This window comes from Pseudomonas sp. RA_15y_Pfl2_54, from assembly GCF_963971015.1.
Classification (GTDB): domain Bacteria; phylum Pseudomonadota; class Gammaproteobacteria; order Pseudomonadales; family Pseudomonadaceae; genus Aquipseudomonas; species Aquipseudomonas baetica_A.
Genome location: NZ_CAXAPN010000035.1, coordinates 65,706 through 87,744 on the forward strand (window position 1 = coordinate 65,706; position 22,039 = coordinate 87,744).

Sequence of the window (22,039 nt, forward strand, 5' to 3'; positions counted from 1 at the left end):
GGGCGAACCGGATCATAAAAGCTAGAGTCTGATGGTTTCACGCAGGCCCCCACCCAACACCTGCGCCCCCATCAAGGAGCCTTCATGCACACATTTCGCCGCAGCGCCGCCCTTCTCGCCCTGACCGTCGGCAGCATCGCCAGCCTCCCGGCCCTGGCCGCCGATGAGCTGCACTACAACCAGATTTCCCTGCGCGCCGAAGTCAGCCAGGAAGTGGCCCGCGACCTGATGATCGTGACCCTCTACACGGAAGAGCAAAACACCGACCCGGCCAAACTCGCCGCCGACGTCAGCACCACCATGAACAAGGCTCTGGCCCAGGCCAAGCAAGTCAAAGACATCACCCTGCGCCAGGGCAGCCGCAACAGCTATCCGATCTACGACACCAAGGGCCAGAAAATCACCGGCTGGCGCGAACGCGCCGAACTGCGCCTGGAAAGCGCCGACTTCGCCGCCCTGTCCAAACTCACCGGCGAACTGCTGACCGACCTGAAAATGGGCGGCATGGACTTCGCCATCGCCGACCCGACCCGCAAGGCCAGTGAAGACGCCCTGCTCAAAGAAGCCGTCACCGCCTTCAAGGCCCGCGCCCAACTGGCCACCGACGCACTGGGCGGCAAGGGCTACAAAATCGTCAACCTGAACCTCAACAGCAATGGCTACCCACAACCGTACCTGCGCGGCCCGATGATGATGAAAGCAGCGGGCATGGATTCAGCGCCGGTTACCCCGGAAGTCGAAGCCGGCACCAGCCAGGTCAACATGACCGCGGATGGCTCGATTGAAGTGCTGATGCCGTGATGTGATGTGGGCTGAATGAAAAACCGGCGATCAGAGCATGATCGCCGGTTTTTTTGTGTCCGGGATTTGTGTTGTTTGTTCTGGCGTCATCGCGAGCAGGCTCACTCCTACCGGAAAATCCTATTTTGCAAATGGGAGCCATCACCTGCCGTTTCTCACGCGGCGAAGTGGGTGGCAGCTATGTGCGGGGTGAGAAACCGGAAAATAGGAAAACCGGCCAGACCGAAGTCTGCCCACAAACAGCCGCCATAACGCATTTGCAGACAGCGAGTACGCTGGCGGCAATTATGCTGATACGAGGACTGAATAACTAATTTTTCCCAGGTTCTCACACCCGATCGCTGAACCTTCAGCGACAACCAAAGCCTAGAGATCGCACGTCCGACGGACAACCTGAAAACCTAGTGGGAAGGTTCTGGTGATTTCACACATTTCTAAACAAACCGAAGTAATCGGGTGACTGAAAGGGCCTCTTCGCGAGCAAGCCCGCTCCCACAGTTTGCACCGAGTACACCCGCCAGAAATGGGTCGGCTGTCAGACCGCCATCGCTAGCAGTTCCCACAGCAACAGATCGCAGCCTAAAGCGGAGACAAGTACCCCCCGCACGCGGCCCAGCCCCGCAGGCTTTATCAAAGTGCCGGCCAGTTGGCACAAAACGCCTTGCCCCCGGCGCAATGGTCGTATGACCCGACGATCAAGGACGCCCCCTACGACCCGGCCAAAGCCCGGGCGCTACTTAAGGAAGCCGGGGTTGCGCCCGGTACAACCATCAACCTTTGGGCGATGACAGTGCAACGCGCCTCGAACCCGAACGCGCGAATGTCAGCGCAGATGATCCAGCAGGATTGGGCAGAAATCGGCATCAAGGCCAACATCGTCAGCTATGAATGGGGTGAGTACATCAAGCGTGCCAAGAATGGCGAACACGACGCGATGATCTACGGCTGGACAGGTGACAACGGCGACCCGGACAACTGGCCCGGTGTGCTGTACAGCTGCACGGCGGTGAAAGGCAGTAATTACGCCAAATGGTGCGACCCGGCCTGCGACAAACTCGTGCAGCAAGCCAAGGTGTCCACCGACAAGTCGCAACGGGTAAAACTGTATCAACAGGCCCAGCAAATTCTTAAACAACAGGCACCGATTACACCGATTGCCAACTCGACGGTGTTCCAGCCGCTGCGCAAGGAAGTCACGGACTTGCGTATTAGCCCATTCGGCCTTACACCCTTCTACGGTGTGGGTATAAATAAGTAACACCAAGCCCCAAGGCGGCGCGCACAACGTGACCAGCGCACCATTTTGGGGCCCTGTTTGCACCGAAAAAATCGCCCGCAAACGGTCAAATGCGTCAACTTTTACACATATGCGACATTAAGGTACGTTCGTGCCACGGTTTAAGGCCGACAGTCGCTCTGCATCTTGCAATGGGTATGGCCCCTGCATAAGTATCCGCAGGCACGACTCACGAGGTCGTACCTCACAACTAAAAAATGACAACAAATCATGAGGCCAACATGCTTAAACACGCGGTCATTCCGTTTTTAGTCGGCGCAGGCTTGTTAGCCTCCGCACCTTTCGCATCCGCTGCGACTAACCTGGTGTTCTGCTCCGAAGGGAGCCCGGCCGGATTCGACCCAGGCCAGTACACCACCGGAACCGACTTCGACGCCTCAGCCGAGACCATGTTCAACCGCCTGACCCAGTTCGAGCGCGGCGGCACCGCCGTTATTCCTGGCCTGGCGACCAAGTGGGACATTTCCGATGACGGCCTGACGTACACCTTCCACCTGCGTGAAGGCGTCAAGTTCCACACCACCCCGTATTTCAAGCCGACTCGTGAGTTCAACGCCGACGACGTGCTGTTCACCTTCAATCGCATGATTAACAAGGATGACCCGTTCCGTAAGGCGTACCCGACCGAATTCCCGTACTTCACCGACATGGGGATGGACACCAACATCACCAAGATCGATAAAGTCGACGACCACACCGTCAAGTTCACGTTGAAAGAAGTGGATGCTGCGTTCATCCAGAACATGGCCATGAGCTTCGCCTCGATCCAGTCCGCCGAGTACGCTGCCAAGCTGCTCAAGGAAGGCAGGGCTGCCGACATCAACCAGAAGCCGATCGGCACCGGCCCGTTCGTGTTCAAGAGCTACCAGAAAGACTCCAACATCCGTTACACCGGGAACAAGGACTACTGGAAGCCTGACGATGTGAAGATCGACAACCTGATCTTCGCCATCACCACCGACCCGTCGGTACGCATTCAGAAGCTGAAAAAGAACGAGTGCCAGATCACCCTGTTCCCGCGCCCGGCCGACCTGAAAGCCCTCAAAGAAGACAAGTCGCTGAAAATGCCTGACCAGGCGGGTTTCAACCTGGGCTACATCGCCTACAACGTGATGGACAAGGTCAAAGGCAGCAACGAGCCAAACCCTCTGGCTGACCTGCGTGTGCGCCAGGCGCTGGACATGTCGGTGAACAAGCCGCAGATCATCGACTCGGTTTACCAGGGCGCTGGCCAGTTGGCCGTCAACGCCATGCCACCGACCCAGTGGTCTTACGACACCACCATCAAGGACGCCAAGTACGACCCTGAGAAAGCCAAAGAGCTGCTCAAGGAAGCCGGCGTCAAGGAAGGCACCGAGATCGTGTTGTGGGCAATGCCGGTACAACGCCCGTACAACCCGAACGCCAAACTGATGGCTGAGATGCTGCAGTCGGACTGGAAGAAGATCGGTCTGAACGTCAAGATCCAGAGCTACGAATGGGGCGAGTACATCAAGCGCTCCAAAGGTGGCGAGAACCAGGCCATGATCATTGGCTGGAGCGGTGACAATGGTGATCCGGACAACTGGCTGAACGTGCTGTTCGGTTGCGACTCGCTCAGCGGCAACAACTTCTCCAAGTGGTGCGACAAGAAATTCGACGGCCTCGTCAAGGAAGCCAAGCGCACAACCGACCAGGCCAAGCGCACCGAACTGTACAAAGAGGCGCAACACGTCCTCAAAGATGCAGTCCCAATGACACCTATCGCTCACTCGACGGTGTACCAACCCATGCGCGCCAACGTGCAGGATTTCAAGATCAGCCCATTCGGCTTGAATTCCTTCTACGGCGTCAGCGTCAGCAAATAAGGCATTGCAACGGCGACGTTTTTGACGTCGCCGTTGTTTTACCTGCCGGAAAGTTAGGAAATTGCCTACATCCAATTCCGCTGCGGATTACTGCAACGGCATAGGACGCGTCGACTTTTCCTACGAGGTTTCAGGCATTTACGCATTTACTGCCAGACCCACGGCCCCTACCGTCGGGTTCTGACCAGTGACTGTGTGGGCTAACGGTTTGCTGTCCGCACTGGTTTGAGCTTGATGCAGCCACAACGTCCCCGGATGGGATCGCAGCGCATCGAAAAACACTAAAAAAGAGGGAGCGTCATGCGCCATACCTTGGTTTTTTCCGCTTTGCTGGGCGCCGGCCTGTTGGCCGCCACGTCCGCCAGTTTCGCCGCACCCAAAAGCCTGGTGTTCTGCTCCGAAGGCAGCCCGGCGGGTTTTGATACCGCGCAATACACGACGGCCACCGATAACGATGCCGCCGAGCCGCTGTATAACCGTTTGGTCGAGTTCGAAAAAGGCGCGACCAATGTCGTCCCAGGTCTGGCTACCAAGTGGGATATTTCCGAGGACGGTCTCAAGTACACCTTTCACCTACGTGAAGGTGTGAAATTTCATACAACGCCTTACTTCAAGCCGACCCGCGATTTCAACGCCGACGACGTGTTGTTCACGTTTAATCGCATGCTCGATGCACAACAGCCCTTCCGTAAGGCTTATCCGACCGAGTTCCCGTATTTCAACGGGATGAGCCTGAACAAGAACATTGCCAAGGTCGAAAAGACCGGGCCACTGACCGTGGAGTTCACGCTCAACAGCGTTGACGCCGCGTTCATCCAGAACATCGCCATGAGCTTCGCCGCCATTCTGTCCGCCGAATACGCCGACAAGCTGTTGGCCGAAGGCAAGCCGAGCGACATCAACCAGAAGCCGATCGGCACCGGCCCGTTCGTGTTCAAGAGCTACCAGAAAGACTCGAACATCCGTTACACCGCTAATAAACAATACTGGGACCCGAGCCGGGTAAAGCTCGATAACCTGATTTTCGCGATCAACACCGACGCCTCGGTGCGCGTGCAAAAGCTCAAGGCTGGCGAATGCCAGATCACCCTGCATCCACGCCCGGCTGATGTCGACGCGCTGAAGAGCGATCCAAAACTGCAACTGATCTCCAAGCCGGGTTTCAACCTCGGCTACATCGCCTACAACGTGCGCCACAAACCGTTCGACCAGCTCGAAGTGCGTCAGGCGCTGGACATGGCGGTGAATAAACAGGGGATTCTCAACGCCGTTTACCAAGGCGCCGGCCAACTGGCGGTCAACGCCATGCCACCGACCCAGTGGTCTTACGACGATACGATCAAAGACGCTGCCTACAACCCGGAAAAAGCCAAAGAGTTGCTCAAGGCTGCCGGCGTGAAAGAAGGCACCGAGATCACCCTGTGGGCGATGCCGGTGCAGCGTCCGTACAACCCGAACGCCAAACTGATGGCCGAAATGCTCCAGGCCGACTGGGCGAAAATCGGTCTGAAAGTGAAGATCGTCAGCTATGAATGGGGCGAGTACATCAAGCGCACCAAGAATGGCGAACACGACGTCAGCCTGATCGGCTGGACCGGTGACAACGGTGACCCGGACAACTGGCTCGGCACGCTGTACAGCTGCGATGCCATTGGTGGCAACAACTACTCGATGTGGTGCGATCCGGCTTACGACAAGCTGATCAAAGAGGCCAAGGTCGTCACCGACCGCGACCAGCGCACCGCGCTTTACAAACAGGCGCAGCAGTTGCTCAAGCAGCAAGTGCCGATCACGCCTGTCGCCCACTCGACGGTCAACCAACCGTTAAGCACCCGGGTTGAAGGGTTCAAGGTGAGCCCCTTCGGTCGCAACGTGTTCTCGGGCGTCAGTATCGATTAACCCAACCGATTAGCCGCAATGCTGAGGGGGGCCGTCTATCCCCCTCACGCAAGCGCTTTGCCGAAATTCGCCAATCCGGCCTTTGGCAAACGTTTGCGATGTGTGATTGAGTTCTAAACCAAATAGCCGGACGACCAAAAAAAGACCGGTATAAAAAGAAAGTAAAGGAGCTTCACCCATGAAACTGAGCAGCACCGCGATACTGGCTTTGGCCATCAGCAGCATCACCGCCACGGCGTATGCAGAACCTGTCAGTCAGGAGTTCGTCCCCACTACCCTGGCCGGCAGTAGCGCCCAAAGCGAGGCCAAAGGCTTTATTGATGGACAGAGCCTGGGCGGCACAACCCGTAACTTTTATGCCAATGAACTGAAGCGTCGTGACGACAGTTTCAGCTACGTGAAGAACAGCGACAAGAACACCACGCCACAGGTCAGAACCAAAACCCCGCGTCGTATCAACTGGGTTCAGGGCACCATCGTCAACTACACCTCGGGCTTCACCCAAGGCACCGTTGGCGTGAGCACTGAAGTGGCCGCCTACAACGCCATCGTTCTGGATCGTGACCGTAAGGACATCGCTGGCGGCTCCAACCGCACCCTCGCCGACTCCGACGGCGACGCTGTCGGCCAGTGGAGCAAACTGGGTCTGGCCAACGTCAAGTTCCGCGTATCGAACACCACCCTGACCGCCGGTCGCCAGAACTTCAGCACGCCGATCGTCGATGTCATCGGCAACCGTCCGCTGCCTTCGAGCTTCGAAGGTATCAGCCTGCACAGCGAAGAATTCAGCAACCTGTCGTTTGACCTGGCCGGTTTCGACCGCGTCTCGCCACGTACCGAACAGAGCCTGTCGAAATTCCGTTCCGAGTACTCGGCCACTGGTGTTGAAACCGACAAGGTTTACACAGCCGGTTTGAACTACCAGCCGCTCAAGAGCCTGAAAACCAGCCTGTATGTCGCGAACGTTGAAGACTTCTGGAACCAGTACTACTTCGGCGCCACCCACGAACTGGGTGACAGCCAGGTCCTGAGCCTGACCACCGGTCTGAACTACTACAAGACTGTCGACGAAGGCAAAAAGTTGATGGGCAACATCGACAACGACACCTACTCGCTGTCGCTCGGCCTGACTCACCAGGCCCACAGCCTGACCTTCTCGTACCAGGAAGTGAACGGCAACGAGTACTTCGACTACCTGCACGAAACCAACGGCATCTACCTGGCCAACTCCCTGCTGTCGGACTTCAACGGCCCGAACGAGAAATCCTTCCAGATCGCTTACGGCTTGAACATGGCTGAATACGGCGTACCCGGCCTGAAGTTCAACATCTACCAGGCGCGCGGCTGGGGCATTGACGGCACTCACTACCGTGGCACGGCTTACACCGATCCAGGAGCCAAACGCGGCGACCTGAGCCTGATGAATGGCGAAAGCCACTATGAATACGGCGTCGGTGCTTCTTACGCCGTGCAGAGCGGCCCGCTCAAGGCCACCGCTATTCGTGCGACGTACACCACTCACCGCGCCAGCGAGCACCAGGCTGACGGCAACATCAACGAGTTCCGTCTCGTGACCACCATTCCGTTCAACATCCTGTAAAAACGCTAACCGACGGCTGACTCATGAAGAGTCGGCCGTTCGGTTTTTTGTCTTCAACCGATTGCAGAGGGTTATCGATGAAAATGCTTCCCCTACGTGCGGCCGTCGCTGCCGCGTTGTTGAGCGCCGCCATCGGCGTCTCGGCCAAACCCTTGGTGGTCTGCACCGAAGCCAGTCCGGAAGGCTTCGACATGGTCCAGTACACAACTGCAGTCACAGCCGACGCGGTGGCCGAAACCATCTTCAACCGGCTGGCGGACTTCAAGCCCGGCACCACCGAAGTGATACCGGCGCTGGCCGACTCCTGGGACATCAGCGATGACGGCTTGAGCTACACCTTCCACCTGCGCAAAGGCGTCAAGTTTCACACCACCGATTACTTCAAGCCGACTCGCGACATGAACGCCGACGACGTGGTCTGGAGCTTCCAGCGTCAACTGGACCCGAATCACCCGTGGCACAAACTGTCGAGCGTGGGCTTCCCCTACTTTGAAAGCATGGGCTTCAAGGAACTGCTCAAAAGCGTAGAAAAAGTCGACGACAACACGGTCAAGTTCACCCTGACCCGCCGCGAAGCGCCGTTCCTGGCCGACCTGGCCATGGCGTTCTCCTCGATCTACTCGGCCGAATACGCCGACCAGTTGCTCAAGGCCAACAAGACCGGCGACCTGAACAGCAAGCCGATCGGCACCGGCCCGTTCATCTTCCAGCGTTACGCCAAGGACGCTCAAGTACGGTTCAAGGCCAACCCGGACTATTTCCGTGGCAAGCCACCGGCCGATGCGCTGATTCTGGCGATTGCCACCGACAACAACGTGCGCCTGCAAAAACTCAAGGCCAACGAGTGCCAGATTGCGCTGTATCCGAAGCCGGATGACATCCCGAGCATCAAGAAAGACAGCAACCTGAAAGTCGCCGAACTCGACGCGATGACCGTGTCGTATGTCGCCATGAACACCCAGCACAAATACATGAGCGACGTGCGGGTGCGCAAAGCGATCGACATCGCCTTCGACAAGGAAGCCTACGTAAACGCGCTGTTTGGCAAAGGTAACGCCACCGTCGCAGTCAACCCGTACCCACCGACGCTGCTGGGCTACAACCATGACTTGAAGAACCCGCCTCGCGATCTCGACAAGGCTCGCGCCCTGCTCAAGGAAGCCGGTGTTCCAGAAGGCACCACGTTTACCCTGTTTACCCGCAACGGCGGCGGCCCGACCAACCCCAACCCGATGCTCGGCGCGCAGATGATGCAGGCTGACCTGGCGAAAGTCGGGATCAAGATCGACATCCGCGTGATGGAATGGGGCGAAATGCTCAAACGCGCCAAGGCCGGTGAGCACGACATGGTCTCGGCCGGATGGGCGGGCGACAATGGCGATCCGGACAACTTCCTGACGCCTATGCTCAGTTGCGAGGCGGCCAAGAATGGCGAGAACTACGCGCGCTGGTGCAACGAGAAATTCCAGGCTCTGCTGGATGAAGCACGGGCTAAAGTAGATCCGGCCGAACGCGCGAAACTCTACGAGCAAGCCCAGGTCCTGTTTAATCAGGACCAACCGTGGATCAGCATGGCCCACACCCGGATGTTCACTGCAATGCGCAATAACGTAGAGGGCTACCACATCAGCCCTCTGACAACTAATAACTTCGCCACCACCCAGGTGAAGTAGATAAGAAACGCCCGGCCTCCCTGACCCCAGGGAAGCCGGGTACGCCTAACCGGCTGATGAGGTACCACACAAGATGTTTAGTTTTATTGCCCGCCGACTGGGGTTGTTGATCCCCACGTTTTTCGGCATCACCTTGCTGACTTTCGCGTTGATTCGCATGATTCCGGGCGACCCCGTGGAAGTGATGATGGGCGAACGTCGGGTCGATCCCGAAATGCACGCTCAGGCAATGGAACGCCTAGGTCTGAACAAACCGCTGTATGCCCAGTATCTGGACTACATCGGCAAACTGGCTCACGGCGATCTCGGCGAATCCCTGCGTACGCGCACCAGCGTCTGGACCGAGTTCACCTCCCTTTTCCCGGCGACCCTGGAACTGTCCATGGCCGCCCTGCTGTTCGCCGGCATTCTGGGCCTTCTGGCCGGGGTGATTGCGGCACTCAAGCGAGGATCCCTGTTCGACCATGGGGTGATGGGCATCTCCCTGGCGGGGTATTCGATGCCGATCTTCTGGTGGGGCCTGATCCTGATCATGTTCTTCTCGGTGAGCCTGGGCTGGACCCCGGTGTCCGGGCGGATCGACCTGCTCTACGACATCGAGCCGCGCACCGGTTTCATGTTGATCGACACGCTGCTGGCCGATGACGTCGGCGCATTCTTCGACGCATTGCATCACTTGATCCTGCCGGCCATCGTGCTGGGGACCATCCCGCTGGCGGTGATCGCGCGGATGACCCGCTCCTCGATGCTCGAAGTCCTGCGTGAAGACTACATCCGCACTGCCAGGGCCAAAGGCCTGTCGCCGGCACGCGTGGTGTTCGTCCACGGTTTGCGTAACGCGCTGATTCCGGTCCTGACCGTGGTCGGCCTGCAAGTCGGCACGCTGCTGGCCGGTGCGGTTCTGACCGAAACCATCTTCTCCTGGCCCGGCATCGGTAAATGGCTGATCGAAGCCATCGGCGCCCGGGACTACCCGGTTGTGCAAAACGGCATCCTGTTAATCGCCTGCCTGGTGATTCTGGTCAACTTCGTAGTGGACATCCTCTACGGCTTTGCCAACCCACGCATCCGTCATCAGCGCTGAGGTCAATTACCCATGAGCACTCCAACTTCCTCAGCAGCCACCGCCGCGTCCGACGTGGATCAAAGCCTGCTGTATCCGTCACCGTACAAAGAATTCTGGCAAGCCTTCTCCAAGAACAAGGGCGCAGTTGCCGGTTTGCTGTTCATGCTGCTGATCGTCTTCTGCGCGCTGTTCGCGCCGTGGGTCGCACCGCATAACCCGAGCGAGCAATACCGTGACTTCCTGCTGACGCCGCCGTCGTGGCTCGAAGGCGGGCAGATTCAGTTCCTGCTCGGCACCGATGAACTGGGTCGCGACTTGCTGTCGCGTCTGATCCAGGGTTCGCGCCTGTCGCTGCTGATCGGTTTGTCTTCGGTCGTGATGTCGTTGATCCCGGGCATCCTGCTGGGTCTGTTCGCCGGTTTCTTCCCCAAAGTCCTCGGCCCGACCATCATGCGTTTGATGGACATCATGCTGGCCCTGCCGTCCTTGCTGCTGGCGGTGGCGATTGTCGCCATCCTCGGCCCTGGCCTGATCAACACCGTGATTGCGATTGCTGTGGTATCGCTGCCGTCCTACGTGCGTCTGACCCGTGCCGCCGTCATGGGCGAACTGAACCGCGACTACGTGACCGCCGCGCGCCTGGCCGGTGCCGGGCTGCCACGCCTGATGTTCATCACCGTGCTGCCCAACTGCATGGCACCGCTGATCGTACAAGCGACCCTGAGCTTCTCCTCGGCGATTCTCGATGCCGCCGCCCTGGGCTTCCTCGGCCTTGGCGTACAACCGCCAACCCCTGAGTGGGGCACCATGCTGGCCTCGGCCCGCGACTACATCGAACGCGCCTGGTGGGTGGTGAGCCTGCCTGGTTTGACCATTTTGCTCAGCGTGCTGGCAATCAACCTGATGGGCGACGGTCTGCGCGATGCGCTGGACCCGAAACTCAAGAACGCCGCCTGAGGAGATTCCCATGTCACTGCTAGAAATCAAGAATCTCAACGTTCGCTTCGGCGACAAAACCGCCGTGCCGGTGGTCGATGGCCTCGACCTCAAAGTCGACAAGGGCGAAGTACTGGCGATCGTGGGCGAGTCCGGTTCGGGCAAATCCGTGACCATGATGGCCCTGATGGGCCTGATCGAGCACCCGGGGATCGTCACGGCCGACGCCCTGAATTTCGACGGCAAGAACATGCTCACCCTGAGCAACCGCCAGCGCCGGCAGATCGTCGGCAAAGACCTGGCAATGGTGTTCCAGGACCCGATGACCGCACTGAACCCGAGCTACACCGTCGGTTTCCAGATCGAAGAAGTGCTGCGCCTGCACCTGAAAATGTCCGGCAAGCAAGCGCGTAAACGTGCCATCGAACTGCTGGAAAAAGTGGAAATCCCGGGCGCCGCCAGCCGTATGGACGCCTACCCGCATCAACTGTCCGGCGGTATGAGCCAGCGCGTCGCCATCGCCATGGCGATTGCCGGCGAGCCAAAACTGCTGATCGCCGACGAACCGACCACTGCACTGGACGTAACGATTCAGGCGCAGATCATGGATCTGCTGCTGGCGTTACAGAAAGAACAGGACATGGGCCTGGTGCTGATCACCCACGACCTCGCGGTCGTGGCTGAAACCGCCCAGCGCGTGTGCGTGATGTATGCCGGCCAAGCCGTTGAAGTCGGTCAGGTGCCACAACTGTTCGACATCCCGGCGCACCCGTACAGCGAAGCGCTGCTCAAGGCGATTCCGGAGCACAGCCAGGGCGCCGAGCGTCTGGCGACGCTGCCGGGCATCGTCCCGGGCCGTTACGACCGTCCGCAGGGCTGCCTGCTGTCGCCGCGCTGCCCGTACGTGCAGGACAGCTGCCGCGCGCAACGTCCGACCCTTGACCCGAAAAGCCACAGCCTCGCCCGCTGCTTCTACCCGCTGAACCAGGAGGTGGCGTAATGGCCGTCGTACTTACCGCCCGCGACCTGACCCGTCACTACGAAGTCTCCCGTGGCCTGTTCAAGGGCCACGCCACCGTGCGCGCGCTGAACGGCGTGTCGTTCGAACTGGAAGCCGGCAAGACCCTCGCGGTTGTCGGCGAGTCGGGCTGTGGCAAATCGACCCTCGCCCGCGCCCTGACCCTGATTGAAGAGCCGTCGTCCGGCTCCTTGAAAATCGCCGGCCAGGAAGTGGCCGGTGCCGACAAGGCCCAGCGCAAGCAACTGCGCAAAGACGTGCAGATGGTGTTCCAGAGCCCGTACGCGTCGTTGAACCCACGGCAGAAAGTCGGTGATCAGCTCGGCGAGCCGCTGCTGATCAACACCAACCTGTCCGCCGCCGAACGTCGCGAGAAAGTCCAGGCGATGATGAAGCAGGTCGGCTTGCGTCCCGAGCACTACCAGCGCTATCCGCACATGTTTTCCGGTGGTCAGCGCCAGCGGATCGCCCTGGCCCGGGCAATGATGCTGCAACCCAAAGTGCTGGTGGCGGACGAACCGACTTCGGCGCTGGACGTGTCGATTCAGGCGCAGGTGCTTAACCTGTTCATGGATCTGCAGCAGGAGTTCAACACCGCCTACGTGTTCATCTCGCACAACCTGGCGGTGGTGCAACACGTGGCCGATGACGTGATGGTGATGTACCTCGGTCGCCCGGTGGAAATGGGTCCGAAAAACGCCATCTATGATCGTCCTCTGCACCCTTACACCCAGGCGCTGCTGTCGGCGACCCCGACGATTCACCCGGATCCGGACAAGCCGAAAATCAAGATCGTCGGCGAATTGCCCAACCCGCTCAACCCGCCCGCAGGCTGCGCGTTCCACAAGCGTTGCCCGTATGCGACCGAGCGTTGCAGCACTCAAGAGCCAGCCCTGCGCGAGCTCGACAACCGGCAGGTGGCGTGCCACTACGCCGAGCAGTTCCTCGACGGCGCGGCGTAAGCAAATCCCGAGGCAAATGCAAGCCCGCTCCCACAGAGATTGTGTTGGACTTAGAGTCAAAGTGTTAACCAAACCCCTTCCGCTTCGATTGCGCATCAGTCGAGGTAGAAGGGGTTTTCTTTTGTCTGCCATTTACGTCTGGCTGTCGCCTTCGTCACTGTCGTCGGTGGCCGGCTCGTCGGTGGTCGAATCATCATCGCCTTCGCTGCCGCCCTGGCCTTTATCACCGCCCTCAGAATCAGACTTGGCCAGCATCAGCCCGCTGTGCCCCACCTGCCCGCTGAAGGCCTGGGCATCGTGATCCTCGCACTCGGCCCAAGCCGTCGCGGTGCCGAGGGAGAACATCACCATCACTTTCAACAGCAGCAAAACGCGTAGCAATCTGTTTTTCATGATCGATTCCATCCTCTGCGGGTGAGACAAACATGCCGATCCGGCGATGAATGAAATCTAGTTCCGATCCGCCGGGTTCACCAGACAAGACACTCAGCAGCCGGCAGAAATACCCTCGGCACAAAGACTGGTTTCGAATAACGCCAATAGCCGGAGCCGCTAAAGGACGCCGGCCTGCCCTTAAGGCCCGTCCGAGACGCGTGTGTGAGTGGCCTGATAAATCAGCGGGATGGCCAACAGCGCCAGCGTCGCACTAACCAGCCAGACACTGTGCCCGCCAAAGTATCCGTACATTTGACCGCTCAGCACCGGTGATACCAGTGCGCTCGCACTCCAGCTCATGAAAAACAGACCGAAGTACTGCCCGCCTTTGCCACTCTGTGCATGCTGCATGACCAACACATTGAGCGGCGGCATGAACAGCGCTTCGCCCAGTGTCCAGACCACCGTCGACAGGCAGACGAAAAACAGTCCGGTGCCCAACGGCAACATGCCCAGCCCGATAGCCAGCAACAGACTGCCGGCCACCAGTTGCCGCCGCATGCCCCACCGTTCGCCCCAATGGGACAGCGGAATCTGCAGGGCCACAATCAGTATCGCGTTGAGCGCGAACTGCCAACCGATGGCTTCTGTGCTCAAGTGGTAGTAGTCACGCAGATAGTTGCCCAGCGTGCTGTAGACGGTGTCGAACGCCATGCCGAGCAAGACCGCCGCTGCCAGCAACCAGAGAAACGCCTTGTCGCGATACGCAGAGGATGCGCCGGAGCCCGCATCGGCTGACGCCTCAACGATCAGCACCGGTCGACGCCAGGTCGTGCGGACAAACCAGAGCAACGCCAGTAGCGTCATCGCCGCACTGGCGAAAAACACCGAGCGAAAATCCGTCTGCGCCAACGCCCCGCCAGCCACCCCGGCAGCGGCCATCCCGAGATTTCTCGCAACCCGGCTCAAAGCTTGCGCACGCGAACGCTGCGCAACCTCGCAATACTCCATGATCAACCGTTGATGCAGGGTGCGGATCGCCCCGTCGAGCACACCGCTCAACAGCAATAACGCCGCAAGCCACGGCACGTCGGTGACCAACCCCAACAGGATCAGGGTCCATACCGACAGGAAAAACAGCGCCGCCGTGAGCCGCGCCGTGGGAAAGCGATCACTGAGCAACCCACCGACCATCGAACCGATCAACAGCCCCGCGCCGTAACCGGACAGCAGCCAGCCCACGGTTTCAATCGCCAGCCCCAGCTCCTGACGCAGATACAACGCCATGAACAGCTTGACCATACTGCTGAGGCGATTGATGAACAGCAGCGCCGCGAGCACCCAGGCCATTACGCCGAAATAGCCATTGAGTCGCAGCAGGTAAGTCAGCCGACTTGTCATTCCTTTGACCTCTCAAAGCGACTTTCGCAAACCTGAGACACTAACGGTCAGCTCTCGGATTGTCGCGCTCAAGTATGTCGAGATCACAAAAAACGGAGTCGCCCTACAGCCCCATGCAGGTGCAACCTTCGGCAGATCAGGCAGATTGAAGGCACTCAGTCAGAAAATGGTCGGCCGTCAGGCCGCCTTCGCGAGCAGGCTCGCACACAAAAAAGCATGAGCAGAACGCGTATCCCCTCTGCTCCTCACCACTCAACAGGATGAGCGTTAGCTCGGCTGAAGCTCTTGATCTTGATCCACGGGCGACGTCGGAAGGCTGAGTGGAGGGATTGATCCGGGGATGGGAGCGCAGCGACCGTTTGGCGAAGCCAAACACATCGAGAGGAGGTGCAGCGCAGCAAACCGGAGGCGATGCCCCCCGGATCAATCCCGCAGCGAAGGAACCCCGAGCCCCAGCGAGCGGGCCGCACGTAGGAGCAAGCGTTTTTTTGCTTACTTTTTTTAGGCGTTTGTAAAAAAAGTGAGTCGCCGTAAGGGCGAAACCGTCAGCCGCAACACCCGCAGAAACGGATATACACCCAAACCAACCAAGCAAAAAAAGCCCCCTAGGCATACACCTAGGGGGCTTTGGACAAAACAATTCAGCGCTTAGTGATGCTCACGCGTCGCACGGAATTTCACATCCGGCCAGCGCTCTTCCATCAACGCCAGGTTAACCCGCGTCGGAGCGAGGTAAGTCAGGTGCCCACCGCCATCGACTGCCAGGTTTTCCACAGCCTTGTTGGAGAATTCCTCAAGCTTCTTCTTGTCGTCGCATTCAATCCAACGCGCCGAGTAAACAGTGATCGGCTCATACGAGCACTCGACCTTGTATTCCTCTTTCAAGCGACTGGCGACCACGTCGAACTGCAGCACACCGACGGCACCGAGAATGATGTCGTTGCTGCGCTCCGGGAAGAACACCTGGGTCGCGCCTTCTTCAGCCAACTGCTGCAGCCCCTGGCGCAGTTGCTTGGATTTCAGCGGGTCACGCAGACGCACGCGACGGAACAGTTCCGGGGCGAAGTGCGGAATACCGGTGAAACCAAGCGCTTCACCTTCGCTGAAGGTGTCGCCGATCTGAATGGTGCCGTGGTTGTGCAGGCCGATGATATCGCCGGCAAACGCCTCTTCCAGTTGCTCACGCTCGGAGGAGAAGAACGTCAGGGCGTCGCCGATGCGCACGTCCTTGCCGGTACGCACATGACGCATCTTCATGCCTTTTTCGTACTTGCCGGAGCAGATACGCATGAAGGCGATGCGGTCACGGTGTTTGGGGTCCATGTTCGCCTGGATCTTGAAGATGAAGCCCGAGAACTTCTCTTCGACCGGTTCCACGGTGCGCTCGTTGGCCACGCGTGCCAGCGGGCGCGGCGCCCAGTCAACGACGGCGTCGAGCACGTGGTCGACACCGAAGTTGCCCAGTGCGGTACCGAAGAACACCGGGGTCAGTTGGCCGTCGAGGAACTCTTGCTGGTTGAACTCGTGGCAGGCGCCCTGTACCAGTTCCAGTTGCTCGATGAAGCGGTCGTACTCGTCGCCCAGATGCGCGCGGGCTTCGTCGGAGTCGAGCTTCTCGATGATCTTGGTTTCGGTGCGTTCGTGACCGTGACCGGCGGTGTAGACAATGATGTAGTCGTCGGCCAGGTGGTACACGCCTTTGAAGTCGCGGTAGCAACCGATCGGCCAGGTGATCGGCGCCGCCTTGATCTTCAGAACGGCTTCGATTTCGTCGAGCAGTTCGATCGGGTCGCGGATGTCACGGTCGAGTTTGTTGATGAAGCTGACGATCGGCGTGTCTCGCAGACGGCAAACGTCCATCAGCGCGATGGTCCGTGGCTCAACACCCTTACCGCCGTCGAGGACCATCAAGGCCGAGTCCACTGCCGTCAGAGTGCGGTAGGTGTCTTCGGAGAAGTCTTCGTGGCCCGGGGTGTCGAGCAGGTTGACCATGTGATCGCGATACGGGAACTGCATGACCGACGTGGTAATGGAAATACCCCGTTGTTTCTCCATCTCCATCCAGTCGGATGTCGCATGGCGGTCGGATTTACGGGATTTCACCGTACCGGCCACCGCAATCGCCTTGCCCATCAACAGGAGCTTTTCGGTGATCGTGGTTTTACCGGCATCGGGGTGGGAAATAATGGCGAAAGTGCGGCGTTTCGCGACTTCGGCGGCCTGGTTGGTCATGGGAAATCGCCTGGCGGTGATTCAAAAAAGGGCCGCGATTATAGCCCAAGTCCAGACAATAACCGAACCGTTGAGCACATCAGGGGTGGCCAAATGCTGTCTCGGATGGGAACCTTTTAAAGCACGGAGACGTCCATCCCCTGTTACGACGTTTCGTCAGGGGCTGAAAAATCAGCAAGTTAGCCTGACGAGGCTGCGCTCATGGCTCGCTTTCAGACCGCTTTTTGCCGGTGCTGAGGGAGCTGCTTCTCGCGAACGTTTTTTCCCGGCAGCCAAGGTTTGGCCTGCCACGCAGGATGGCGTTCGCCGACTAAAAAAAGGAGTCCGCCTGTGGCTATCCGCTATGGCAAAGGGCTGATGGGAGGTGCGGTGGTGATCGCGCTCCTGGCCCTGCTGGTCCACTGGATCGGCATCAACACGATCGAACACTACCGCGACGATTTGTTGTTTTACCTGCAAGCTCATCTGGTTCTCGTCCTCGCTTCAATGCTCGCTGCCCTCGTCGTGGGCATCCCCGCCGGCATCTTCCTCAGTCGCCCAGGCATGGTCGGGCGCGCCGAACGCTTCATGCAGATCTTCAACATCGGCAACACCGTGCCGCCGTTGGCCGTACTCGCAATTGCCCTGGGGATTCTGGGCATCGGCAGCGGCCCGGCGATCTTCGCGCTGTTCCTCGCGTCACTGTTGCCAATTGTGCGCAACACCTACGAAGGCCTGAAAAACGTTCAGGGTTCACTCAAAGAAGCCGCCGTCGGCATCGGCATGACCCCGCGTCAGGTGCTGTGGAAAGTCGAGTTGCCCAATGCCGTGCCGATCATCGTCGGTGGTGTGCGTGTGGCGCTGGCGATCAATGTCGGGACAGCGCCGCTGGCGTTTCTGATCGGCGCCAACAGCCTTGGCAGCCTGATCTTCCCGGGTATCGCGCTGAACAATCAGCCGCAACTGCTGCTCGGCGCCGCGTGTACCGCCTTACTGGCGCTGCTGCTCGATGGCGCTGTCACCCTGGGCAGTCGACTCTGGCTCGAACGCGGCTTGCGCCCGTCTTAAGCCCCGGCAAAGGAATCTTCATGAAACGACTTAGCTTGATTTTAGGCTGCGCCCTGCTGTTCGCAGGAATCGCCCAAGCCGCCGACAAACCGGTTATCCGCATTGGCGCCCGGGTGTTCACCGAACAAACCCTGCTGGCGCAAATCACCTCGCAGTACCTGCGCAGCAAAGGCTACGACGCGCAAATCACCGGTGGGCTGGGTAGCAATCTGGCGCGCAGCGCTCAGGAGAGTGGCCAACTGGACATGCTCTGGGAGTACACCGGTGTGTCGCTGGTGTCCTACAACCATGTCACCGAAAAACTCGACAGCGAACAGTCCTACGCTCGGGTGAAAGAACTCGATGCCAAAAAAGGCCTGACCTGGCTCGCACCGTCGAAATTCAGCAACACCTATGCACTGGCCCTGCCGAAAAAAATCGCCGACCAGTACCCGCAGATCAACAGCATCAGCGAACTGAACACCGTGCTGCGGGATGAGGCCGAGGCCAATCATCTGGTGGCTCTGGACACTGAGTTCGCCAACCGCTCCGACGGCCTGGACGGCATGGTCAAGCTCTATGACATGAACCTGACACGCGAGAACACCCGCCAGATGGACGCCGGTCTGGTCTACACCGCCCTGCGCAATGGCCAAGTGTTCGCCGGCCTGGTGTACACCACGGACGGTCGCCTGAGCGCCTTCAATCTGAAATTGCTGGCGGACGACAAGCATTACTTCCCGGACTACACCGCCGCGCCCGTGGTGCGCCAGGCCTATCTGGACGCCCACCCGAAACTGGCCGGGCAACTCAAGCCGCTGGCCGAACTGTTTGATGACGAAACCATGCGCCGGCTCAACGCGCGGGTCGATGTCGATCATGAAAGCCCATCCGCTGTGGCCGCTGATTTCCTGCGCCAACATCCATTGAATTGAAGGGAGGAAACGTCATGGAATTCTTGAACGCCTTTTCCCATCTTGACTGGCAGCAGGTGCTGCACCTGACCTTGCAGCACATTTCTCTGGTGGGGATCGCCGTCAGTCTGGCGATTGTCGCCGGTGTGCCGCTGGGCATTCTGATGACCCGCTTTCCGAGCCTCGCCGGCCCTTTACAGGCCAGCGCCACCGTGCTGCTGACCGTGCCGTCGATTGCCCTGTTCGGCCTGCTGTTGCCGTTCTACTCCAAGTTCGGCCAAGGCCTGGGCCCGATGCCGGCGATCACGGCGGTGTTCCTTTATTCACTGCTGCCGATCATGCGCAACACCTACCTGGCCCTGACCGGCGTCGAACCGGGCATCCGTGAAGCCGCACGCGGCATCGGCATGACCTTCGGCCAGCGCCTGCGCATGGTCGAGTTGCCGATTGCGGTACCGGTGATCCTCGCCGGTGTGCGCACTGCCGTGGTGATGAACATCGGCGTGATGACCATCGCCGCCACCGTCGGCGCCGGCGGTCTCGGTGTGTTGATCCTCGCCTCCATCAGCCGCAGTGACATGTCGATGCTCATCGTCGGCGCGCTGCTGGTCAGTCTTCTGGCGATCTTCGCCGACCTCCTCCTGCAGTGGCTGCAACGCGCGCTGACTCCAAAAGGACTCCTCAAATGATCGAACTTCAAAACCTCAGCAAGACCTTCCAAAGCAACGGCAAAGACATCAAAGCCGTGGACTCGGTGAGCCTGACCGTCAATGAAGGCGAAATCTGTGTGTTCCTCGGGCCATCGGGTTGCGGCAAAAGCACCACGCTGAAGATGATCAACCGCCTGATCAAACCGACTTCGGGCAAGATCCTGATCAACGGTGAAGACACCACCGACCTGGACGAAGTGACCCTGCGCCGCAACATCGGCTACGTGATCCAGCAGATCGGTCTGTTCCCGAACATGACCATCGAAGAGAACATTGTGGTGGTGCCGAAGTTGCTCGGCTGGGACAAACAGAAATGCCACGACCGCGCCCGTGAACTGATGAGCATGATCAAGCTTGAGCCCAAGCAGTATCTGCATCGTTATCCGCGTGAATTGTCCGGTGGCCAGCAACAGCGCATCGGCGTGATTCGTGCGCTGGCGGCGGACGCACCGCTGTTGCTGATGGATGAGCCGTTCGGTGCGGTCGACCCGATCAACCGAGAGATGATCCAGAACGAGTTCTTCGAGATGCAGCGCGCGCTGAACAAGACCGTGATCATGGTCAGCCACGACATCGACGAGGCGATCAAACTCGGCGACAAGATTGCGATCTTCCGCGCCGGCAAACTGCTGCAGATCGATCACCCGGACACCCTGCTCGCACACCCGGCGGACGACTTTGTCAGCAACTTCGTCGGCCAGGACAGCACCCTCAAGCGCCTGCTGCTGGTCAAGGCAGAAGACGCGGCGGACAACGCGCCGTCGGTGAGCCCGGAAACCCCGGTGGCCGATGCGCTGGAATTAATGGACGAACATGACCGCCGCTACGTCGTGGTCACCTGTGCCGAGAACAAGGCGCTGGGTTATGTGCGTCGCCGCGACCTGCACCGCCAGACCGGCACCTGCGCGCAGTTCCTGCGTGAGTTCAACGCCACGGCGGCGTATGACGAGCATTTGCGCATCCTGCTGTCGCGCATGTACGAGTTCAATCGTTCGTGGTTGCCGGTGTTGGACGCCGAGCGGGTGTTCCTGGGCGAGGTCACGCAGGAGTCGATTGCCGAGTATCTGAGTTCCGGCAAATCCCGCGGTGGCAAGACCAGCATCATCTCCCCCGCCGAGACAGCGCTGGCCTGATAGAGCGCTGATGTGCCGTGCCCCTCTGGCAGGGCACGGCACAATTGAATGGATCAGGAAGAGATGGCCTGGTCACCGGCAATGAACTCGAACCGCACATCAGCCGATGGCGTCTGGGGCAGCGTGATCCTGATTGCCGGAATCCAGATACCTGTCTGGTTCTTGAAATCCTGCTGGTCATACTGCGCACCGGCCTTGCCGGCGTCACCGATGTAGAACACCGCCTCGATTGGCAACGTCGTGCCCAGATTCTGCCCCCACTTGGCCAGCCGGAACTCGTTCTGCGTATTGAAGGCGAACGTGCCGCCCATCCCCTGGGCCTTGATTGCCTCATTGAAAGCGGTGGTGGCTGCCTGATTCAAATCGTCGCTCACATCAAAGCCGCACAGATGCCCGTATTTGTTCGTTTGCTGATTGTAATGCGCGATGTATTGCGCGGCCGTATTGATCCCTTGTGACTGGCAGGGTCGACTGGAAACTATTCCCGGACTTTGACCGCAGCCCTGATCTGCGCGCGGGGTCGTTGCACCGTCCACCGGAAAGAAACAAAGTATCTCTGGTTCTATTTTACCCACGGGTTTGAAAAAGTACGGATACAAGATAAATCCGTTGTGATAACCGAAGACCAACTTGCTGAACTTCGCATCCGCCCGCAAATAGGAAAAAGACACGCCGGTAGACGTTGGATTAGGGTTCCAGAAATGAAACTGTGTGGAGTGTTGAGTGGCTCTCAACATGACCCCGGAACACAGGAATGCCGGGGCTGAAGGGTTATTTCGGCACATGTTCAGCTTGTTGTGGTAGGCCTCCGTGAGATAGGCGGCAATCTGTGGCCCGGTGCCGGCGCCCATCACCCCAGTCGATGCGGTCCCGAGCACTTCCTCTCGCGATACGGGAACAGACGGCTGAACCACTTCGTGAGTGGCACAACCTGACAGAGTCAATACAACTAGCCACAGTAATATTCTGTTCATCCTTGTTACCCCAGCATCCGCTTGAATTGATAGACATGCGCACTCCCCCGGCGTTTTTCAAGGTTGTTGTCGCGTCGCCGTCTAACTATGCCGCTCTTTTCTTGGTCTGCTGCTGCCGATCCGGGTTCAACATCACAGTGCCCATCGGCTCCCAGTTTCTTGTCTGGCCAGACCA

17 protein-coding genes and 1 pseudogene are annotated in these 22,039 nt (G+C 59.1%); 14 read left to right on the forward strand and 4 right to left on the reverse strand.

All coding sequences use genetic code 11. The features are described 5' to 3' along the window. Positions 1-84 precede the first annotated feature (84 nt). The 10 genes and pseudogenes from AACY50_RS23200 to AACY50_RS23245 all read left to right on the forward strand — a co-directional run bounded on the left by AACY50_RS23200 (position 85) and on the right by AACY50_RS23245 (position 13,099). The gene (locus AACY50_RS23200; protein ID WP_339466250.1) at positions 85-801 is read left to right on the forward strand and encodes an SIMPL domain-containing protein; all 717 of its coding nucleotides are present in this window, start codon (positions 85-87) and stop codon (positions 799-801) included. Between the two features lie 619 nt (positions 802-1,420). Next, positions 1,421-2,059, forward strand: a pseudogene (locus tag AACY50_RS23205) (ABC transporter substrate-binding protein); the annotation flags it as partial. Positions 2,060-2,319: 260 nt separating this feature from the next. Next, the gene (locus AACY50_RS23210; RefSeq protein ID WP_339431725.1) at positions 2,320-3,945 is read left to right on the forward strand and encodes an ABC transporter substrate-binding protein; all 1,626 of its coding nucleotides are present in this window, start codon (positions 2,320-2,322) and stop codon (positions 3,943-3,945) included. 300 nt (positions 3,946-4,245) lie between these two features. Further along, positions 4,246-5,844 (forward strand): ABC transporter substrate-binding protein, encoded by a 1,599-nt coding sequence (locus AACY50_RS23215; protein WP_339431724.1) that lies wholly within the window; start codon positions 4,246-4,248, stop codon positions 5,842-5,844. A 178-nt stretch (positions 5,845-6,022) separates the two neighbouring features. Beyond that, positions 6,023-7,444 carry an OprD family porin gene (locus tag AACY50_RS23220; RefSeq protein WP_221730067.1) on the forward strand — a complete coding sequence of 474 codons (1,422 nt, stop codon included), beginning with the start codon at positions 6,023-6,025 and terminating at the stop codon, positions 7,442-7,444. 77 nt (positions 7,445-7,521) lie between these two features. Then, positions 7,522-9,117: an ABC transporter substrate-binding protein gene (locus AACY50_RS23225; RefSeq protein ID WP_339431723.1), complete on the forward strand. Its 1,596-nt coding sequence runs from the start codon at positions 7,522-7,524 to the stop codon at positions 9,115-9,117. A 73-nt stretch (positions 9,118-9,190) separates the two neighbouring features. Continuing rightward, a complete protein-coding gene (locus AACY50_RS23230) occupies positions 9,191-10,201 on the forward strand; it encodes an ABC transporter permease subunit (protein WP_221730069.1) in 1,011 nt (336 codons plus the stop codon). Between the two features lie 12 nt (positions 10,202-10,213). Next, complete coding sequence (locus AACY50_RS23235) at positions 10,214-11,140, forward strand: ABC transporter permease subunit (protein ID WP_221730070.1); 927 nt, start codon at positions 10,214-10,216, stop codon at positions 11,138-11,140. A gap of 10 nt (positions 11,141-11,150) precedes the next feature. Continuing rightward, positions 11,151-12,119, forward strand: coding sequence for an ABC transporter ATP-binding protein (locus AACY50_RS23240; protein ID WP_339466254.1), 969 nt, complete (start codon positions 11,151-11,153; stop codon positions 12,117-12,119). Continuing rightward, positions 12,119-13,099: a peptide ABC transporter ATP-binding protein gene (locus tag AACY50_RS23245; protein ID WP_339431721.1), complete on the forward strand. Its 981-nt coding sequence runs from the start codon at positions 12,119-12,121 to the stop codon at positions 13,097-13,099. The genes AACY50_RS23240 and AACY50_RS23245 overlap by 1 nt, the downstream gene beginning before the upstream one ends. A 132-nt stretch (positions 13,100-13,231) precedes the next feature. Here AACY50_RS23245 and AACY50_RS23250 read toward each other — a convergent pair whose 3' ends face one another. The 3 genes from AACY50_RS23250 to AACY50_RS23260 form a co-directional block, all read right to left on the reverse strand. Then, positions 13,232-13,492, reverse strand: a complete 261-nt coding sequence (locus tag AACY50_RS23250; RefSeq protein WP_339431720.1) for a hypothetical protein — start codon at positions 13,490-13,492, stop codon at positions 13,232-13,234. A 180-nt stretch (positions 13,493-13,672) separates the two neighbouring features. Further along, positions 13,673-14,875 carry an MFS transporter gene (locus AACY50_RS23255; RefSeq protein ID WP_339539225.1) on the reverse strand — a complete coding sequence of 401 codons (1,203 nt, stop codon included), beginning with the start codon at positions 14,873-14,875 and terminating at the stop codon, positions 13,673-13,675. A gap of 648 nt (positions 14,876-15,523) precedes the next feature. Further along, positions 15,524-17,107: a peptide chain release factor 3 gene (locus tag AACY50_RS23260; RefSeq protein WP_339431718.1), complete on the reverse strand. Its 1,584-nt coding sequence runs from the start codon at positions 17,105-17,107 to the stop codon at positions 15,524-15,526. A gap of 357 nt (positions 17,108-17,464) precedes the next feature. Between AACY50_RS23260 and AACY50_RS23265 the strand changes: the two genes are divergently transcribed. The 4 genes from AACY50_RS23265 to AACY50_RS23280 are packed head-to-tail and all read left to right on the forward strand — an operon-like array spanning position 17,465 to position 20,890. Then, positions 17,465-18,154, forward strand: a complete 690-nt coding sequence (locus tag AACY50_RS23265; protein ID WP_339431775.1) for an ABC transporter permease — start codon at positions 17,465-17,467, stop codon at positions 18,152-18,154. A gap of 20 nt (positions 18,155-18,174) precedes the next feature. After that, positions 18,175-19,068 (forward strand): glycine betaine ABC transporter substrate-binding protein, encoded by an 894-nt coding sequence (locus AACY50_RS23270; protein WP_339431717.1) that lies wholly within the window; start codon positions 18,175-18,177, stop codon positions 19,066-19,068. Between the two features lie 14 nt (positions 19,069-19,082). Further along, positions 19,083-19,736 (forward strand): ABC transporter permease, encoded by a 654-nt coding sequence (locus tag AACY50_RS23275; RefSeq protein ID WP_221730077.1) that lies wholly within the window; start codon positions 19,083-19,085, stop codon positions 19,734-19,736. Continuing rightward, positions 19,733-20,890 carry an osmoprotectant ABC transporter ATP-binding protein OsmV gene (locus AACY50_RS23280; RefSeq protein ID WP_339431716.1) on the forward strand — a complete coding sequence of 386 codons (1,158 nt, stop codon included), beginning with the start codon at positions 19,733-19,735 and terminating at the stop codon, positions 20,888-20,890. Before AACY50_RS23275 ends, AACY50_RS23280 begins: the two co-directional genes overlap by 4 nt. Positions 20,891-20,943: 53 nt before the next feature. Here the strand turns inward: AACY50_RS23280 and AACY50_RS23285 are convergent, their stop codons facing one another. Next, a complete protein-coding gene (locus AACY50_RS23285; protein WP_339431715.1) occupies positions 20,944-21,741 on the reverse strand; it encodes a hypothetical protein in 798 nt (265 codons plus the stop codon). Positions 21,742-22,039 lie beyond the last annotated feature (298 nt).

Excerpts from the sequence above, each read along its gene's own strand:
- AACY50_RS23200 (WP_339466250.1), top strand. The coding sequence starts at position 85 with ATGCACACATTTCGCCGCAGCGCCGCCCTTCTCGCCCTGACCGTCGGC.
- AACY50_RS23210 (WP_339431725.1), top strand. The coding sequence starts at position 2,320 with ATGCTTAAACACGCGGTCATTCCGTTTTTAGTCGGCGCAGGCTTGTTA.
- AACY50_RS23215 (WP_339431724.1), top strand. The coding sequence starts at position 4,246 with ATGCGCCATACCTTGGTTTTTTCCGCTTTGCTGGGCGCCGGCCTGTTG.
- AACY50_RS23220 (WP_221730067.1), top strand. The coding sequence starts at position 6,023 with ATGAAACTGAGCAGCACCGCGATACTGGCTTTGGCCATCAGCAGCATC.
- AACY50_RS23225 (WP_339431723.1), top strand. The coding sequence starts at position 7,522 with ATGAAAATGCTTCCCCTACGTGCGGCCGTCGCTGCCGCGTTGTTGAGC.
- AACY50_RS23230 (WP_221730069.1), top strand. The coding sequence starts at position 9,191 with ATGTTTAGTTTTATTGCCCGCCGACTGGGGTTGTTGATCCCCACGTTT.
- AACY50_RS23235 (WP_221730070.1), top strand. The coding sequence starts at position 10,214 with ATGAGCACTCCAACTTCCTCAGCAGCCACCGCCGCGTCCGACGTGGAT.
- AACY50_RS23240 (WP_339466254.1), top strand. The coding sequence starts at position 11,151 with ATGTCACTGCTAGAAATCAAGAATCTCAACGTTCGCTTCGGCGACAAA.
- AACY50_RS23245 (WP_339431721.1), top strand. The coding sequence starts at position 12,119 with ATGGCCGTCGTACTTACCGCCCGCGACCTGACCCGTCACTACGAAGTC.
- AACY50_RS23250 (WP_339431720.1), bottom strand. The coding sequence starts at position 13,492 with ATGAAAAACAGATTGCTACGCGTTTTGCTGCTGTTGAAAGTGATGGTG.
- AACY50_RS23255 (WP_339539225.1), bottom strand. The coding sequence starts at position 14,875 with ATGACAAGTCGGCTGACTTACCTGCTGCGACTCAATGGCTATTTCGGC.
- AACY50_RS23260 (WP_339431718.1), bottom strand. The coding sequence starts at position 17,107 with ATGACCAACCAGGCCGCCGAAGTCGCGAAACGCCGCACTTTCGCCATT.
- AACY50_RS23265 (WP_339431775.1), top strand. The coding sequence starts at position 17,465 with ATGGGAGGTGCGGTGGTGATCGCGCTCCTGGCCCTGCTGGTCCACTGG.
- AACY50_RS23270 (WP_339431717.1), top strand. The coding sequence starts at position 18,175 with ATGAAACGACTTAGCTTGATTTTAGGCTGCGCCCTGCTGTTCGCAGGA.
- AACY50_RS23275 (WP_221730077.1), top strand. The coding sequence starts at position 19,083 with ATGGAATTCTTGAACGCCTTTTCCCATCTTGACTGGCAGCAGGTGCTG.
- AACY50_RS23280 (WP_339431716.1), top strand. The coding sequence starts at position 19,733 with ATGATCGAACTTCAAAACCTCAGCAAGACCTTCCAAAGCAACGGCAAA.
- AACY50_RS23285 (WP_339431715.1), bottom strand. The coding sequence starts at position 21,741 with ATGGGCGCCGGCACCGGGCCACAGATTGCCGCCTATCTCACGGAGGCC.